We start from the raw sequence: 15108 nt of genomic DNA, 5'->3' as shown, positions 1-15108 counted from the left end.
AACTTGGCGTCTTCAAGGATGAAGGGATATCAGGAACGATATCAGTTGCTGACCGTTTTCTCTTGGTCGGAGCGTGATGCGATCTGACAAACATACTTGACGCGTATCACCGTGAAGCTTGCTTAGGCTCTCCCTGATGCGCTCTCAAAGGAGAATTCGATGCGTAAATCCGTTGTACTGTTTGTTCTGGCAGTTATCGTCGTTCTAACTTTTATTTTTGCCACCCCGTATTATTACCGCGCAACGCCGGAAAACAACGGAAGCGAACCCACTTCCCAAACAAGCCAGTAAACTTAGACCTCGCCTGAAACCTCACGGCGGCGGCGATCCAGTTCTTCACTATAGCGACGCAATGTATGTGCTTCACTCAAAAGCCCCAGCACTTTGCGGTCCTGTGCATTGTTGATGACTGCGAGTGCTTCAGCTTCCGCACGGTCAAAACGCGCAACAGCTTCTTTGGCATTCATCTGTGGAAGCAGGAACTCATCCTGATAGCGCAACAATTCGGAGATACTGCGTGTCTCATCCGTTGTGTCGAAACTCTCGGAATAGGCAGCAGGAACGGGAATCATGCCGACATATCGGCCGTCGCTATCGACGGCGATTACGCGCTGTGTTGAACCAAGCGGAAAGTCGTGGCGGAATGTTTCGATATCTGTGTCGATCTGCACCGTACGCACGTCATGACGCATCATCCGGGTGACAGTCAGGTTACGTATCCAGCCAATATCGTGTGCGGAACGTATAGCTTCACCGCGCAAGTGGAAACGCCAGGTTGCGAAGGAATAGCCGAAGGTTTTGCGAACCATCAGAGATGAAGACACGACGGCACCAAGCACAAGCATCGCAATCGGGAAATCGCCAGTTAGTTCAAGAGCCAGAAAGGTCATCGTCAATGGGCCGCCAACGATGGCGACGGCCATCGAACTCATGCCGATCACAGCGTAGACCTCTGGTTCAAGCGTGAGTGGTAAGACATAGCCGGTCACGGCTGCAAAGAGCTTTCCAGTAAGCGCGCCAAGAAACAGGGACGCAAAGAACAAGCCGCCGCGAAATCCTGAACCGATTGAGATGGCTGAAGCCAGTGACTTGCTGAAAATTAGCAGCAGCAAAACCGGAATGGTTAGATTGGCATTCAGGTCGAGATGCAGGGCGCCATGGCCGGAAGCCAGAACTTGTGGCGAGACGAAAGCGATCATGCCAACAATTGCGCCACCAATGGCTGGAGCGAGAACTGTCGGGACCACGCTTTTGCGTGCGACACGCTCAACGGTTGTCACGCCACGCATGATGAGAATGGCGATGCCAGCAGCAAGAAAGCCGAGAACCAGTGCAGGCACATAGTCGCGTGCCGCAATGCTATCCAAAGGTCCGATGTGAATGACAAAAGGCGGACCACCGATGGCTTGTGTGACCAACATGCCGACGATGGCTGCGACCACCACAGGTGCAAGAGTGGCAATCGAGTAAACGCCGATAATGAGTTCAAACGCGTAGAAAGCGCCGGTCAGCGGTGCGTTAAAGGCGCTTGCAATCGCGGCTGCTGCACCACATCCAACTAAAGTACGCAAATCGGCGCGACGCAATTTCAGTGCACGTCCGATACGCGATGCGAAACCACTGGCGAGCTGCGTATAAGCTGCTTCAAGCCCGACGGACGCACCAAACCCGTTGGAAATAAGGTTCTGCCCGACGAGGATAAAACTGTCCGTCAGCGAAAGATGGCCGCCGTGCAAAGCATTGGCTTCAATGGGGTCAACGATGGGACGTTTACGCCAGCGCGCCAGTACCCATATGACAATGCCCATGAGGATGCCGCCGGCGAGTGGAGCAATGTAAGCGCTGGAACTCAGTTCCGAGGCGGAGCTCAGCCGCTCCCCTTCCGCAAGACCGAACAGAGCTTGGTGCATCCACTGAGAAATGCCGCCAATTGCTGCAACAGCAAGCGCGGAAATCACGCCGATAACCACGCCCGCGATAGCGAGACCAATTTCACTGCCGCGCACAAGCGCGCGCATACGGAAGGGTACGAAAAGAACCCGCAAATACCGGTTGTGGCGCAGCTCGTTGATATTCATGTCAGACACATAGAACAGGTACGCTTATCAGTCTCGGGTTGCAGTCCAAAATATGAAACGGTTTTCGGACAAGCAGCACGTTGAAGCAAATCACTTGAAGGCAATTATAGGCGCAAAACGAATAACCAAGCCTTATTGATTGCGTCATATTGCATTTCTGCACTGCAATTTGTTGACGGCTTTAATATGGCTGGAAGAAAACTGTTTAAGCCATATCGCTCGCAAAAGTGCCGGAAACGCAGGCATTTACCGCTCAATTAAGAAAAGGTTTACGATTTCAATCACTTGGCGTTAACCGCATATTTACCCTACTCAGTAACCATAAGGACAAGTTTTTAGCGTTCACAGGTAATCGAGTATCCCATGTCCCTAGTACGTCTTGCACATGAGTTGCCTATTGAGGCCCCACGTACCGCTTGGCTCGACTCTATCATCAAGGGTGATTGCGTTGCCGCTCTGGAACGCCTTCCTGATCACTCGGTGGACGTCATTTTCGCCGATCCTCCATACAATCTTCAGCTTGGTGGTGATCTCCATCGCCCTGATCAGACGATGGTCAGCGCAGTTGATGATCATTGGGACCAGTTTGAAAGCTTTCAGGCCTATGATGCTTTCACTCGAGCATGGCTTCTGGCCTGCCGCCGCGTTCTGAAGCCAAATGGCACTATCTGGGTCATCGGTTCTTACCACAACATCTTCCGCGTCGGCACGCAGTTGCAGGATATTGGTTTCTGGCTGCTCAACGATATCGTCTGGCGCAAGACCAATCCGATGCCGAACTTCCGCGGTCGTCGTTTCCAGAACGCGCATGAAACGCTGATCTGGGCTTCGCGAGATGCAAAGGGCAAAGGTTACACCTTCAATTACGACGCCATGAAGGCCGCCAATGACGACGTACAGATGCGCTCTGATTGGCTGTTCCCAATCTGCACGGGCTCAGAACGCCTGAAAGATGAAAACGGCGACAAAGTTCATCCGACGCAAAAGCCGGAAGCACTGCTTGCCCGTATCATGATGGCATCGAGCAAGCCGGGCGACGTTATTCTTGATCCGTTCTTCGGTTCCGGCACCACTGGTGCTGTTGCAAAGCGCCTCGGTCGCCACTTCGTTGGTATCGAACGGGAGCAGGCTTATATCGATGCGGCAACAGCTCGCATTGATGCGGTCGAACCGCTGGGCAAGGCCGAACTGACGGTTATGACCGGCAAGCGTGCAGAGCCGCGGGTGGCCTTCACCTCGATCATGGAAGCAGGTCTCCTACGTCCGGGCACGGTTCTTTCTGATGCACGCCGTCGTCATGCCGCCATCGTTCGTGCTGATGGCACACTGGCTGCGAATGGTGAAGCGGGTTCGATCCATCGCATTGGGGCCAAGGTACAGGGATTTGATGCCTGCAATGGTTGGACATTCTGGCACTATGAAGAGGCAGGTATGCTGAAGCCTATCGATGATCTGCGCAAGGTGATCCGCGATCAGATGGCTGTCGCAGGCGCTTAATCTTGATCCATTTGTTTTTGCGTACATCTTGTTCCGAAAACCGCATCGCACTTTTCGGAATGCGCTCTAACACTCTATATTTGCAGCATATTTAAGGAATTATGCTGTAGAGCTTACTATCGGACGACCTCCAACAAAGTCTGATGAAAAGACCCCCGAAGTGTTTCGCTTCGGGGGTCTTTTTCTGTTTAGGTATTTTTTGGATCAGAATGAGAGACCGAGGCTTCTCAGATCGTCTGCCAATTTAGGTGCGCCGGTGAAATGCACAGCCTGCCAACCGGCTGCTTTGGCACCTTCCACATTGGCCGGACTGTCATCAATAAAAAGCGTTGCAGCAGGATCAAGATCGAAGCTTGCAACGTGATGCTCGTAAATTTCGCGGTCTGGTTTCAACATACGGATATCGCCTGAGACCGTGACGCCGCGGCTCTCCGTCAGAAACGGAAACCGTCCTTGCGCTTCACGTAATGTGTCGGAAGCGAAGTTCGTGAGCATGGTTACGTCATTGCCCTCAGCAATAAGTCCGCGCAGGATTGCAACACTGTCGTCATAGGAATGGGGTACCATCAGATTCCAGTTTTGGCGAAATGCGCGAATGTGACTGCTCTTTTCTGGGTGCGCTTCAATCAGCAGCGCTTCAGCATCCTGCCAGCTGCGGCCACGATCCTGCTCGATATTCCAAGCGCCTGTGCAGATATTCTCCAGAAACCAGCGGCGCTCTGCCTCGTCAGGGATCACATCGAGATAGGCAAGCTCTGGGTCATAATGCAACAGCACTTTTCCAATATCGAAAACGACGTGTTTGACTTGATTGGTCAACGGTTTTTCCTCCCCCGTTTGAATGCGTCTGGAATAGCGGCAGTAATTGCCTTTTTCATGACAGTCGGCAGCGCTTCGCCTTCAAGTTCGGAAGGCGAAGACCACCAGCCTTCTGTAATATCGTGCTTGGTGATGTTGGCGGCTGAATAGACGGAAAGGCGCAATTCGAAATGTGTGAAGACATGCGTGATGCTCCCTGAGGCGACCCAGTCGCCAGCAAAAGGAGCGGCATCTACCGTTGCGTCGCCATCAATACGTGCCGTCCAGTGACTGCCCGGCACTTCTGTCATGCCAGCAAGCAGACCTTCACCTTTGCGTTTGCGCAACAAAACGGAACCATCATCGGCAATTGCAACGAAAGCAGCGCCCGTTCGGATTGGCTTCGACGCTTTAGGGGCTTTGACGGGAAATTCTTCCGGGTCGCGCTTTGTAAGAGCTTCGCAGCCGTCATTGACAGGACAGATCGCGCAAGCTGGGCGACGCGGTGTGCAGATGGTTGCGCCTAAATCCATGACTGCTTGCGCAAAATCACCAGGCCTGTCTGCAGGTGTCAACTCTCCCATAAGGAGGCGGATTTCTGCTTTAGCTGCAGGAAGAGGAGTGTCGATAGCATAGAGACGTGAAATAAAACGCTCGACATTGCCGTCCACTACGGCTGCAGGCTGACCAAACGCAATTGCTGCGATCGCCGCAGACGTATAATCGCCGATGCCCGGTAGTTCTTTTAACTCGGCAGCGGTTGTGGGGAAGCTTCCGGCATACTGAGCTGCAACCAGATCTGCGCATTTTTTGAGATTGCGCGCGCGTGAATAATAGCCAAGTCCTGCCCAGGCTCGCAAAATGTCGTCTTCGCTCGCAGCGGCCATAGCTATGACATCCGGCCAGCGTTCGACAAATTTGGTGAAGTATGATTTGACCGCTTCAACCGTTGTTTGTTGAAGCATAATCTCCGAAAGCCATATCCGGTATGGGTCAGCTTTGATGCCGCGCGATTGTTCTGATGGCGATACACGCCATGGTAGAATACGATGGTGCCGATCATACCAGTCAAGAATTCGTCCAGTTCTGTGGCTAACGCAGGTATTAAGCATTTTTCCGGTATGATTTAAGTGTCGGGAGAGGTAGTCATCTCTGATTAGAGACCTTTGTTTAGAATTGATAGAAATTAATGCGTGGCATCGCCTCACTGAGCTGCCAAGAGAATAAAAATTAAGGAGAGCCCGTGGTTGGTTCTGTCCCGGTTTACGCCATCAATCTTGCTCGCTCTCAGGACAGATGGGATGCCCTGCGAGCAAGCGCTGATGCATTCTCCATTGATATTCGTCGCGTAGAAGCAGTCGAGGGTAAACTCCTCGCTCCAGAAGAGCTGACCGATTTGGACGAGAATAGCTTCCGCCGCTGGCATGGAAAAATTCCACTCCCTGCTGAAATCGGATGTTATTTCAGCCATATACGTGCGCTTGAAACAATAATCTCTGAAAATGAGCCTTTTGCAGTCATCATTGAAGATGACGTGGAATTCACACCGGAGTTTCTTCCGTTTTTAGCGGCAGCACGTAAGTTGGCAGGCTGGGATATTATAAAACTCGTCAATCATCGCACAAATAGCTACCGCAATTTTCACACTTTAGGTGCGGGATTTACGATTGGTCGGTGTATGCATGGGCCTTCGGGCAGCTCTGCTGCCTACATCGTTACACTTGAGGGGGCCAAGCGGCTACTTACGGCGATAAAGCCTATGTATCTTCCATATGATGTTGCATTGGAGCGTGGATGGGCGGGCAGTTATGAAATCTTCACGACGAATAAGCCCGTTGTCGCTCTGTCAGAAATACTAATATCTACTATAACACAAGGTAGACAAGGCTACGCCAAAACGCGTTTACCTCCATACAAACGGCTGACAACGTTGTTGTTTAGAGCAACTGACTATATCAGGCGAATCGCATACGCTCTAAGGCGAAATAGCCTGAAAGAGGTTTAAGTGGCATTTCTAAAAAAATCTTTTCTTCTCCGCCGGCGGGTGGACCATTGGGTTCTAGGCGTTGCATCTGCAGCGATGCCCATCCGATTAGGATTGGGCCCAATCATTCTTTTTGTATTTTCATGCATTGGTATCTATCTCAGTTTTGCTCGTCACGCAGCGACCCGTCTATTTGCTAAGAAGTTCTACATATTCATTCTACTTTATGCTGGTTGGTCTTTAGGCCTCATTCTGTTCCGTGGAGAGCCGTTCGCTAACAACAGACAAATTGGCTACACGCTTTTGATCACGGTATTCGCCTTTGCAGGTCCCGGAATGCTGCTGGTTCGGAACCCTCTTCGGGCCTATGTGCTAGGATCGCGTGTCGGTGTCATTATGGCCGTCCTTGCGGTTATTTACCTTGTATTCGCTGAGGGTGGGCGGATTGGTGTTGGTGGCAATGAGGCGGTCTTTGCCTTTGTCGCAGGCGTGGCAGCTATTTCAGCCGCTATTCCAATTGGCAAAACTCATCGCTATCTTCCAAACGGCCCTCATTGGCTGATTTTGGGTTTGGTTTCTGTTCTGGCGTCGGAAACGCGGGCAGTTATTGTTGTGCTGCCGGTTTTTGCAGCGATCGAAGTCATATTCTTCCTCAAACGCTTTAGTATTCGACAACAGGGAGCTGCTTATGCAGCCATGGTGGCCGCTCTCGCGGCTCTTGTCGTTGTAGGACCCGTTGGTGATATTATCTCCAAACGTTTTGCGGGGATGGTCGAATACTACGACAGTGGTGACAGCTCGCAATGGGAAGATAAAATTTCGGCAGATATCCGCGAAGTCATGTGGACGAGTGCTGCAAAGGTTATCGAGCAGAATCCGATAGCGGGGGTTGGTGCTTATTCGAAAATGGATATCGTCCGGGCGCAAGCTGGAGAGCAAGCTTCGCTAATGCAAGGTTTTCGCCACGTCCATAATACTGTGCTCGATGAATTGCTGAACGATGGCATCATCGGATTGTTTTTTATGTTTGCGGCGTTCCTCTCGATTTTTGTGCATCTTTGGCGCAGCTCCGATAGTTGGGCTATGCGCCGAGCCTTGATTTACTTTGCGGTGGTTTGTGGCAGCTATGGCATGTTGCATAATCCATTGCTGCATGAGGTTACGATCTCGTCGGTGATGTTCTTCCTCGCAGCGCTGAATGCTGCAGCATCACGCCGCATTATGGCTTTGCGTCGTGCCGGCCTTACAAACTACATTTGCAGGAAATGACATCCATGAAAGCAATCGTGACGGGCGCCGCTGGTTTCATCGGCTTTCACACCGCAGCGCGCCTTCTGGATGAGGGATGGCAGGTCATAGGTATCGATAATCTTAATGATTATTATCAGGTTGACCTCAAGGAAACGCGTCTTGCCAAGCTGAATGCGCGCGACGGCTTTCGCTTTGCGCAAGCGGATGTTTCCGATGCGGAAGCTTTCAATGCGGCAATTGGTGCTGATCGTGATGTCGATGTCATCGTGCATCTCGCAGCCCAGGCTGGCGTTCGTTATTCCATAGAAAACCCGGCAGCCTATGTGTCGGCCAATGTCATGGGGCAGATTACAGTTTTTGAAACGGCTCTTAAGCTCGAAAAGCGTCCGCCAGTCGTTTATGCCAGCTCGTCGTCAGTCTATGGCGCTAACGAAAAAATTCCGTTTTCTGAAAGCGATGCTGTTGACCATCCGGTCTCGGTTTATGCCGCTACAAAGCGTTCAGGTGAACTTTTGGCCGTGTCTTATAAGCATGTTCACGGCCAGCATTCGACGGGTTTGCGCTTTTTTACGGTCTATGGTCCGTTCGGACGCCCGGACATGGCGCCATGGCTGTTTACCTCGGCAATCCTCAAGGGCGAGCCGATCCGTGTTTTCAACAATGGTGAAATGCAGCGAGATTTCACATTCGTTGATGACATCGTAAGTGGCGTTTTAGGCGCCATAAAACGCATCATGGAACAGCCTGAACAAACTGCGCCTGTCTATAACCTCGGCAATAACCGCCCGGTCATGCTCAGCGATTTCATCTCAGAAATTGAAAAAGCATGTGGAAAGCAAGCGATCCGCAAACTTGAACCGATGCCAGCTGCCGACGTTCCGCGCACCTATGCTGATATTACACTTGCTGCGCGCGATCTTGGTTTCAGCCCTAAAACCACACTCGATGAAGGTATTCCTTTGTTTGTTGAGTGGTTTCGCGGCTATAATGGAACGCGATGAGCGAACGTAAACCCAAAAGAGGCTTCCGCCCTCTGGCAGATATGGCATCTGGTTTGATGGACCCGATGTTGCAAAAGCGTGCGGGTATCAATCTCTCATTGCTGCAATCCTGGGAAGATATTGTCGGCCCGGCAATAGGTGCTTCATCACGCCCGCTGCGCATTATCTGGCCGCGGCGCCTGCATGAAGACGATCCATTCAGTCCCGCTACGCTGATTATTGCCTGCGAAGGTTTTTCTGCTTTGCAGATCCAGCACGAAACGGGTGAAATTATCAGTCGTGTGAATGGCTTCCTTGGCTTCTCGGCTATAGGTCGCATAAAGATTGAGCAGAAGCCGCCTGCGCTGGATTTCAGGCGTAAGCCAAAGCGAATGGCTCCTCTGGCGCCTTCAGAAGAACGGCGTATCGATAAGGCAACGGACGGTATTGAGGACGATGCTCTGCGCGCCGCTCTTGCCCGCCTTGGAAAAAATATACTCGCTGAGAAACGCGCCACGAAGAAGTGAGCGGCTTGCCTTAAATTTGATCCAAGAGTCGTGCTGAACTTCATTTGATCAAGTGAGGGCTGGTGATTAGTCATCGGCCACCCTAAATTGCTCTTAAACGTCAACATTTAAACAGGACTGGATGATTCGTATGCCTGCAACGCTTAACCGCAGACATGTTATTTCTCTTGCAGGCGCAGCTGCCGCAGGGTTGGCTCTTGCTGGCAATGCAAGCGCTCAGTCCCGCAGCGCGGAAGCCACCATCGATGCCGCCAAAGTCGCAGAACCTGGCAAGCTCAAGGACATGGTCTATGGTAAGGCCGATGCTCCAGTCACGATCGTCGAATATGCATCGCTGACCTGTTCGCATTGCGCTGATTTTGCAATCAACACTTTCCCGACCATCAAGGAAAAATACATCGATACCGGCAAGGCGAAGCTGATTTTCCGCGAGTTCCCGTTCGATCCACGCGCAACCGCTGCTTTCATGCTCGCTCGCTGCGCACCGGAAGATCGTTATTTCCCGATGGTTGAAGTGTTCTTCAAGCAGCAGCAGCAATGGGCTGGCGCCGCTGATGGCGAAGCTGCACTGCTCCAGATCGCAAAACTTGCAGGTTTTACACAGGAGTCATTCAAGGCTTGCTTGACGAACCAGCAAGTTCTCGATGATGTGAGAGCAACGATGGAACGCGGTTCGACGGAATTTGGTGTGAACGCCACGCCAACTTTCTTCATCAATGGACAGAAATACGCTGGAGCCCTTTCGGTTGACGAGATGTCGGCAATCATTGACAAGCTGCTCTAAGCCGCCTTTCGGCAAGAAAAGCGGACGCTTCGTTGCGTCCGCTTTTTGTGTTTATACGCAAGCGCCAGGCGAAAAAGTGGAAGCCGGTTTTTCGCATAACCGGCGCGTTGAAACAGTTTCGGGGAGGGCTCACTGATGCGCTTCTCCAAGCTGCGTCTTGTTGGTTTCAAATCCTTTGTCGAACCGATGGAGTTCGTCATTGAAGGTGGGCTGACGGGCGTTGTCGGACCCAATGGCTGTGGCAAGTCCAATCTCGTTGAAGCTCTGCGCTGGGTGATGGGTGAAAACTCATACAAAAACATGCGCGCTTCCGGCATGGACGATGTGATCTTTTCCGGCTCCGCTACGCGACCCGCGCGTAATACGGCGGAAGTGACGCTTTTCCTCGATAATTCTGACCGCACAGCACCTGCTGCCTATAATGATCAGGACGAGTTGCAGGTTTCGCGCCGTATCGAGCGCGAAGCGGGTTCGGTTTATCGCATCAATGGCAAGGAAGCGCGCGCCAAGGATGTGCAGCTGCTCTTTGCTGATCAATCAACCGGCGCCCGCTCGCCATCCATGGTGGGACAGGGCCGGATTGGTGAACTCATTCAGGCCAAGCCACAGGCGCGTCGCGCGCTTCTGGAAGAAGCCGCAGGCATTTCCGGATTGCATACCCGTCGCCACGAGGCGGAATTGCGCCTTCGTGCAGCTGAAGGCAATCTTGAACGTCTCGAAGATGTCGTTGGCGAGCTTGGCAGCCAGATTGAAAGTCTGAAACGTCAGGCGCGTCAGGCCAATCGCTTTAAAGCACTTTCGGCTGATATTCGTCGGGCCGAAGCAGCTTTGCTTCATTTGCGCTGGTCGCAAGCCAAAACGCAGGAAGGCGAGGCGCAAAGCGCACTGGCACAGGCAACCTCTGTTGTCGGCGATATGGCGCAGGCACAGATGAATGCCGCGCGCGAACAGGGCGTTGGCGCGCATAAATTGCCTGAAATGCGTGAGGCAGAAGCCAAAGCCGCTGCCGCTTTGCAGCGTCTTTCAATCGCTCGCACCCAGCTCAACGAAGAAGACGGTCGTATTCGTGCCCGCCGTGCCGAGCTTATGAAGCGGCTCGAACAGTTGACTGCCGACATTGCACGCGAAGAGCAAATGGTGCGCGAGAATGCCGACATTCTGGCACGGCTTGACGAGGAAGAGCAGGAGCTGCTCGCATCCAATGAAGCATCTGGCGAACGGGATGAAGAGTTGCGTGCGATTTTCGAGGAATCGGAAATCCGGTTGCAGGATAGCGAAAACGCGCTTGCTCGCGTGACCGCGGAACGCGCAGAGGCCGCTGCCGAACGAACGCAGATCGAGCGGGCCTTGCAGGAGACGCAAAGCCGTCGTGACCGTCTGGCGAACCAGATGGAAACAATCGAGCGCGATATTGCGGCGGTCACGGAGCAGATCGGTGGACTGTTTGATCCGGCTGAGAAGCGCGTTGCAGTTGAAGCTGCAACTGACGCACTGGCAGCATCCGAAGACGCGGTGACTGCCGCTGAAGAACTCGTGAGTGCTGCGCGTGAGCAGGAGGCGGCAGGCCGCCAGCCGCTCAGCGAAGCGCGCACTGAGCTTAATCGGATCGAGACCGAAGCGCAGACATTGGCGCGCATTCTCAATGCTGGAGAGACAGGACAGTTTCCGCCGGTTGTCGAAGAGTTACAGGTCGAAAAGGGCTATGAAATTGCCTTGGGTGCCGCTCTGGGTGAAGACCTTGATGCAGCGAGCGACGCCGATGCTCCGGTCTTTTGGGCCTATAATCCGGCAGCCGAAACCGATCCGGTTCTGCCTGAAGGCAGTGTATCGCTTGATCGTCTGGTGCAAGGCCCTCAGCAATTGCGCCGCAGACTGGCGCAGGTCGGCGTGGTTTCTGACAATGATGGTCCGCGTTTGCAGGCTTCTCTGCGTCCTGGCCAGCGACTGGTCAGCAAGGCTGGTGCTCTGTGGCGCTGGGATGGCTATACTGCAAGCGCCGATGCGCCGACACCAGCTGCTCAGCGGCTTGCGCAAAAGAACCGTCTGGCGGAGCTTGAGCAGGAAGCAATCAGTGCTGACGCCCGCGTAAAGAGTGCCGAACAGGCCGTGCAACGTTTTGAAATGGCTGTTCGCGAAGCGGTTGAACAGGAACGCGTTGCCCGCGATGCCTGGCGTGCCAATCAGCGCAAGCTAGATGATGCGCGTGAGGCTCTGGCTGCTGTTGAACGTGCTGCGGGTCAGCTGGCGACCAAACGTGCTGGTCTCGAAGAAGCCAAATCGCGCCTTGAGGAAAACCTTGAGGAAGCACAGATCCGTGTTGTTGAGGCCGAAGACCGTCTCAACGAAATGCCCGATATGGATGCCATCGGCGAACGTCATTCGGCCATGACTACGGAAGTGCAAGCGGACCGCGTTCAGCTTGCGGAAGCTCGCGCTGCCTATGAAGGTCAGCGTCGCGAAGCCGACAACCGTTCGCGCCGTTTGGCGATGATTGGGCTTGAACGCCGCAACTGGGCGTCTCGTGCAGAAAACGCCGCGCAGCAGATTGCTGCACTAAATGATCGTCGTTCTGAGACTGCCGATGAAGCTGAAGCACTGGCGGAAGCACCGGAAGAGATCGAAAGCCGCCGCCGCGCTCTGCTTAATGAGCTTTCGGGAGCTGATGAGCGTCGCAAGCAGGCTGCCGACATTCTTGCTGAAGCAGAGGCTGCACAGGCAGAGCTCGACAAGGCCGCAACGCTTGCCATCCAGCAGCTTGCGACCAGCCGCGAACAGCGTGCGCGTGCTGAAGAGCGCCTGACAGCTGCCGAGGAACGTCGCAAGGATACGGAAGCGCGTATTGTCGATGCACTTAATTGTGCGCCGCACGAAGCGATCCGCCACACAGGTTTGAAGCCTGAAGACCGTATGCCTGATCCTGATCAGCTCGAGCGCCAGCTTGAACGTTTGCGGATCGAACGCGAGCGTCTTGGTGCAGTCAACTTGCGCGCGGAAGAGGAAAGTCAGGAGCTTTCGGCGCGTCTTGAGGCGATTATCTCCGAGCGCGAAGACGTCATTGAAGCGATCAAGAAACTGCGTCAGGCGATTCAGAGTCTCAACCGCGAGGGCCGTGAACGGTTGCTGGCTGCATTTGATGTTGTGAATGCGCAATTCCAGCGTCTGTTCACGCATCTTTTTGGTGGTGGTACTGCGGAATTGCAGCTCATTGAGAGCGATGATCCACTGGACGCAGGGCTGGAAATTCTGGCGCGCCCACCGGGCAAGAAGCCGCAGACCATGACGCTGCTTTCAGGTGGCGAACAGGCACTGACTGCAATGGCGCTGATCTTTGCCGTGTTCCTGACGAACCCGGCACCGATCTGCGTACTGGACGAAGTGGACGCGCCGCTCGATGACCATAATGTCGAGCGCTATTGTAATCTGATGGACGAAATGGCGGCTTCAACCGAAACGCGTTTCGTAGTCATCACGCATAATCCGATCACCATGGCGCGCATGAACCGTCTGTTCGGTGTGACCATGGGTGAGCAAGGCGTGAGCCAGCTTGTCTCGGTTGATCTTCAAACCGCGGAGCAGCTGCGCGAAGCAAGCTGATTTTAGAGCGCATCCCGAAAAATGTGAAATGGCTTTTGGAAAATATAGTACTTCCAGCAAAAGTGCGAAGCGGCTCTGCGTCGGATGATGCGCAAAAGCAAATAATCAGATCGACGCGCTCATTTCTGAGTCAGAGTATCACTCTTCATTCCCGCTTTCGTCTTCGTCATCATCATCGGCTTCAATGACTTGCCAAATAAACGCATGAAGACGTTCTTCAATGCTTGCTCTGGATGCACCTGATGCTTCCATTTCACGCTTGATTTTGAAGAACTGATCTTTGTCGGATTGCGACAGATATTTAGCGGCGGTTTCAAGGGATGATAGAGATGTGGACATGGCGGTTGATACTGCTTTGTTTCGCAAGATGCGCTTAGAGCGCGTTTTGATCTGATTATATCAGATCTGCGACCTAAGCATTTTTATTTGAAGCATAATCTTATCGATCCTCGTTTCACTCCGATAGGACTTATGCTCTAAAACAGATAGACAGAGCATTTCCAACAGTTACAGCGGTTCCAGTTAAGAATGAATCGTTGGAACCGCTGTAACTGTTTATTTCTACGCATTATCCGACGCAAAACCGCTTCGCACTTTTACTGGAAATGCTATAAATCGAAATTGGAAAAGCTCTGGCTTCAGGTTTTATCTGATTAGCGAGCCTTATAGGTTACGCTGATCTTTGCGCCTGTCAGAGCGTGTTGTGCAAGTTTGCCCGGCTCCAGATCCTTGAGGCCGATTGGCAACGGCTTGTCGAAATGCACATCCATTGTGAAAAAGCCCGTCGGATTTGGCATGTCCTGAACAAAACGAGCCAGCGCTTTTCTGGAAGCCGCATCGATCTCGCTGTCGGGCATGGCTCCAATGGCTTTGCTGGCAATATCGCGTAGACGCGCAATGTCGACTTCCGGGTCGCTTTCGCCGGTCTCAGATGGCAGTGCAGCGAAATTGACGAGTGTCGGCAAAGCGACACTTTCCAACAGGCCCTGATTATCGAGGCGCAAACGCAGATGCGAAAGTGTGGCGGTCGGATTAACGGTCAGGGAAGCAACCGATGAATCGATCGGCAGGTTGATTTCCGCAGAAATTGAAGCTTTGCCCAGCTTTATGCTGCTGATTTCTGCGTTCTGAATGTGCAGATAACCACTCTCCGGATTGAAGCGATAGGAGGCCGTAAAATCCATCGGCCATTGCTGAATTGAGGTGATGTAATCCGAGATTTTGCTGCCGCTTTGCAGCGTGAAGCGCACACCATCGACCGCAATGCGTCCCCATTGCGGTGCAGTTTTGCTCACATCAGGCGCTTCGGACAGATAGTCCTGCAAACGATCCACTTCGATGATGGCCCTGTCTACTGTCCAGCCCATCATGCTCGTGGCTTGATACAAACCGTTCAAAACAACGCAGCCATCGGGGATGTCTCTGACTGCATAATCCTTACCGGGCTTGAGAACGCTCATACCTTTGAGAAACTCTTCGCATCGGCTGAGCGGTGCGCTGTCGGGCGCAGGCGCCGTTGTCTGAGCGGATGCTGACGAAGCGGCGAGAGAAAGCAGAACGGCTGGGAGAATGAAGCGCATGTCACCAATTCTATGTTGAACTAAATAAGACATGG

At 53.0% G+C, this 15108-nt stretch carries 13 protein-coding genes; 8 read left to right on the top strand and 5 right to left on the bottom strand.

Translation table 11 applies throughout. The annotated features are described in order from the left end of the window. Positions 1-159 precede the first annotated feature (159 nt). Positions 160-291: a hypothetical protein gene (locus QSJ70_RS20555; RefSeq protein ID WP_256443839.1), complete on the top strand. Its 132-nt coding sequence runs from the start codon at positions 160-162 to the stop codon at positions 289-291. Positions 292-293: 2 nt separating this feature from the next. Here QSJ70_RS20555 and QSJ70_RS20550 read toward each other — a convergent pair whose 3' ends face one another. After that, positions 294-2078: a chloride channel protein gene (locus tag QSJ70_RS20550; RefSeq protein WP_007874057.1), complete on the bottom strand. Its 1785-nt coding sequence runs from the start codon at positions 2076-2078 to the stop codon at positions 294-296. A 363-nt stretch (positions 2079-2441) separates the two neighbouring features. Between QSJ70_RS20550 and QSJ70_RS20545 the strand changes: the two genes are divergently transcribed. Next, positions 2442-3575 (top strand): site-specific DNA-methyltransferase, encoded by a 1134-nt coding sequence (locus tag QSJ70_RS20545; RefSeq protein ID WP_079211600.1) that lies wholly within the window; start codon positions 2442-2444, stop codon positions 3573-3575. A gap of 204 nt (positions 3576-3779) precedes the next feature. Here the strand turns inward: QSJ70_RS20545 and QSJ70_RS20540 are convergent, their stop codons facing one another. Beyond that, positions 3780-4394, bottom strand: a complete 615-nt coding sequence (locus QSJ70_RS20540) for an HAD family hydrolase (RefSeq protein WP_064320297.1) — start codon at positions 4392-4394, stop codon at positions 3780-3782. Beyond that, on the bottom strand, positions 4391-5485 hold the full coding sequence (gene mutY, locus QSJ70_RS20535; RefSeq protein WP_285539178.1) for an A/G-specific adenine glycosylase: 1095 nt from the start codon (positions 5483-5485) through the stop codon (positions 4391-4393). The genes QSJ70_RS20540 and mutY overlap by 4 nt, the downstream gene beginning before the upstream one ends. A gap of 131 nt (positions 5486-5616) precedes the next feature. Here mutY and QSJ70_RS20530 point away from each other — a divergent pair, with 131 nt between their 5' ends. From QSJ70_RS20530 to smc, 6 genes are all read left to right on the top strand, one after another. After that, complete coding sequence (locus tag QSJ70_RS20530; RefSeq protein WP_285539176.1) at positions 5617-6378, top strand: glycosyltransferase family 25 protein; 762 nt, start codon at positions 5617-5619, stop codon at positions 6376-6378. Next, positions 6379-7626 (top strand): O-antigen ligase family protein, encoded by a 1248-nt coding sequence (locus tag QSJ70_RS20525; RefSeq protein ID WP_285539175.1) that lies wholly within the window; start codon positions 6379-6381, stop codon positions 7624-7626. Positions 7627-7631: 5 nt separating this feature from the next. Continuing rightward, complete coding sequence (locus QSJ70_RS20520; RefSeq protein ID WP_113498312.1) at positions 7632-8609, top strand: SDR family NAD(P)-dependent oxidoreductase; 978 nt, start codon at positions 7632-7634, stop codon at positions 8607-8609. After that, a complete protein-coding gene (locus QSJ70_RS20515) occupies positions 8606-9115 on the top strand; it encodes a DUF721 domain-containing protein (RefSeq protein ID WP_007874074.1) in 510 nt (169 codons plus the stop codon). Before QSJ70_RS20520 ends, QSJ70_RS20515 begins: the two co-directional genes overlap by 4 nt. Before the next feature lie 130 nt (positions 9116-9245). After that, the gene (locus QSJ70_RS20510) at positions 9246-9899 is read left to right on the top strand and encodes a DsbA family protein (protein WP_007874076.1); all 654 of its coding nucleotides are present in this window, start codon (positions 9246-9248) and stop codon (positions 9897-9899) included. 135 nt (positions 9900-10034) lie between these two features. After that, complete coding sequence (gene smc, locus QSJ70_RS20505) at positions 10035-13493, top strand: chromosome segregation protein SMC (protein ID WP_285539171.1); 3459 nt, start codon at positions 10035-10037, stop codon at positions 13491-13493. A gap of 138 nt (positions 13494-13631) precedes the next feature. On the opposite strand, the gene QSJ70_RS20500 is transcribed toward smc, so the two are convergent. Continuing rightward, complete coding sequence (locus QSJ70_RS20500; RefSeq protein WP_079211606.1) at positions 13632-13832, bottom strand: hypothetical protein; 201 nt, start codon at positions 13830-13832, stop codon at positions 13632-13634. Between the two features lie 314 nt (positions 13833-14146). Further along, positions 14147-15106: a hypothetical protein gene (locus tag QSJ70_RS20495; RefSeq protein WP_285539165.1), complete on the bottom strand. Its 960-nt coding sequence runs from the start codon at positions 15104-15106 to the stop codon at positions 14147-14149. Positions 15107-15108 lie beyond the last annotated feature (2 nt).

Source organism: Brucella sp. NBRC 12950 (genome assembly GCF_030268145.1).
Lineage (GTDB): Bacteria > Pseudomonadota > Alphaproteobacteria > Rhizobiales > Rhizobiaceae > Brucella.
This window is presented reverse-complemented; position numbering and strand designations above follow the sequence as displayed.

Excerpts from the sequence above, each read along its gene's own strand:
- QSJ70_RS20555 (WP_256443839.1), top strand. The coding sequence starts at position 160 with ATGCGTAAATCCGTTGTACTGTTTGTTCTGGCAGTTATCGTCGTTCTA.
- QSJ70_RS20550 (WP_007874057.1), bottom strand. The coding sequence starts at position 2,078 with ATGAATATCAACGAGCTGCGCCACAACCGGTATTTGCGGGTTCTTTTC.
- QSJ70_RS20545 (WP_079211600.1), top strand. The coding sequence starts at position 2,442 with ATGTCCCTAGTACGTCTTGCACATGAGTTGCCTATTGAGGCCCCACGT.
- mutY (WP_285539178.1), bottom strand. The coding sequence starts at position 5,485 with ATGCTTAATACCTGCGTTAGCCACAGAACTGGACGAATTCTTGACTGG.
- QSJ70_RS20520 (WP_113498312.1), top strand. The coding sequence starts at position 7,632 with ATGAAAGCAATCGTGACGGGCGCCGCTGGTTTCATCGGCTTTCACACC.
- QSJ70_RS20515 (WP_007874074.1), top strand. The coding sequence starts at position 8,606 with ATGAGCGAACGTAAACCCAAAAGAGGCTTCCGCCCTCTGGCAGATATG.
- QSJ70_RS20510 (WP_007874076.1), top strand. The coding sequence starts at position 9,246 with ATGCCTGCAACGCTTAACCGCAGACATGTTATTTCTCTTGCAGGCGCA.
- smc (WP_285539171.1), top strand. The coding sequence starts at position 10,035 with ATGCGCTTCTCCAAGCTGCGTCTTGTTGGTTTCAAATCCTTTGTCGAA.
- QSJ70_RS20500 (WP_079211606.1), bottom strand. The coding sequence starts at position 13,832 with ATGTCCACATCTCTATCATCCCTTGAAACCGCCGCTAAATATCTGTCG.
- QSJ70_RS20495 (WP_285539165.1), bottom strand. The coding sequence starts at position 15,106 with ATGTCTTATTTAGTTCAACATAGAATTGGTGACATGCGCTTCATTCTC.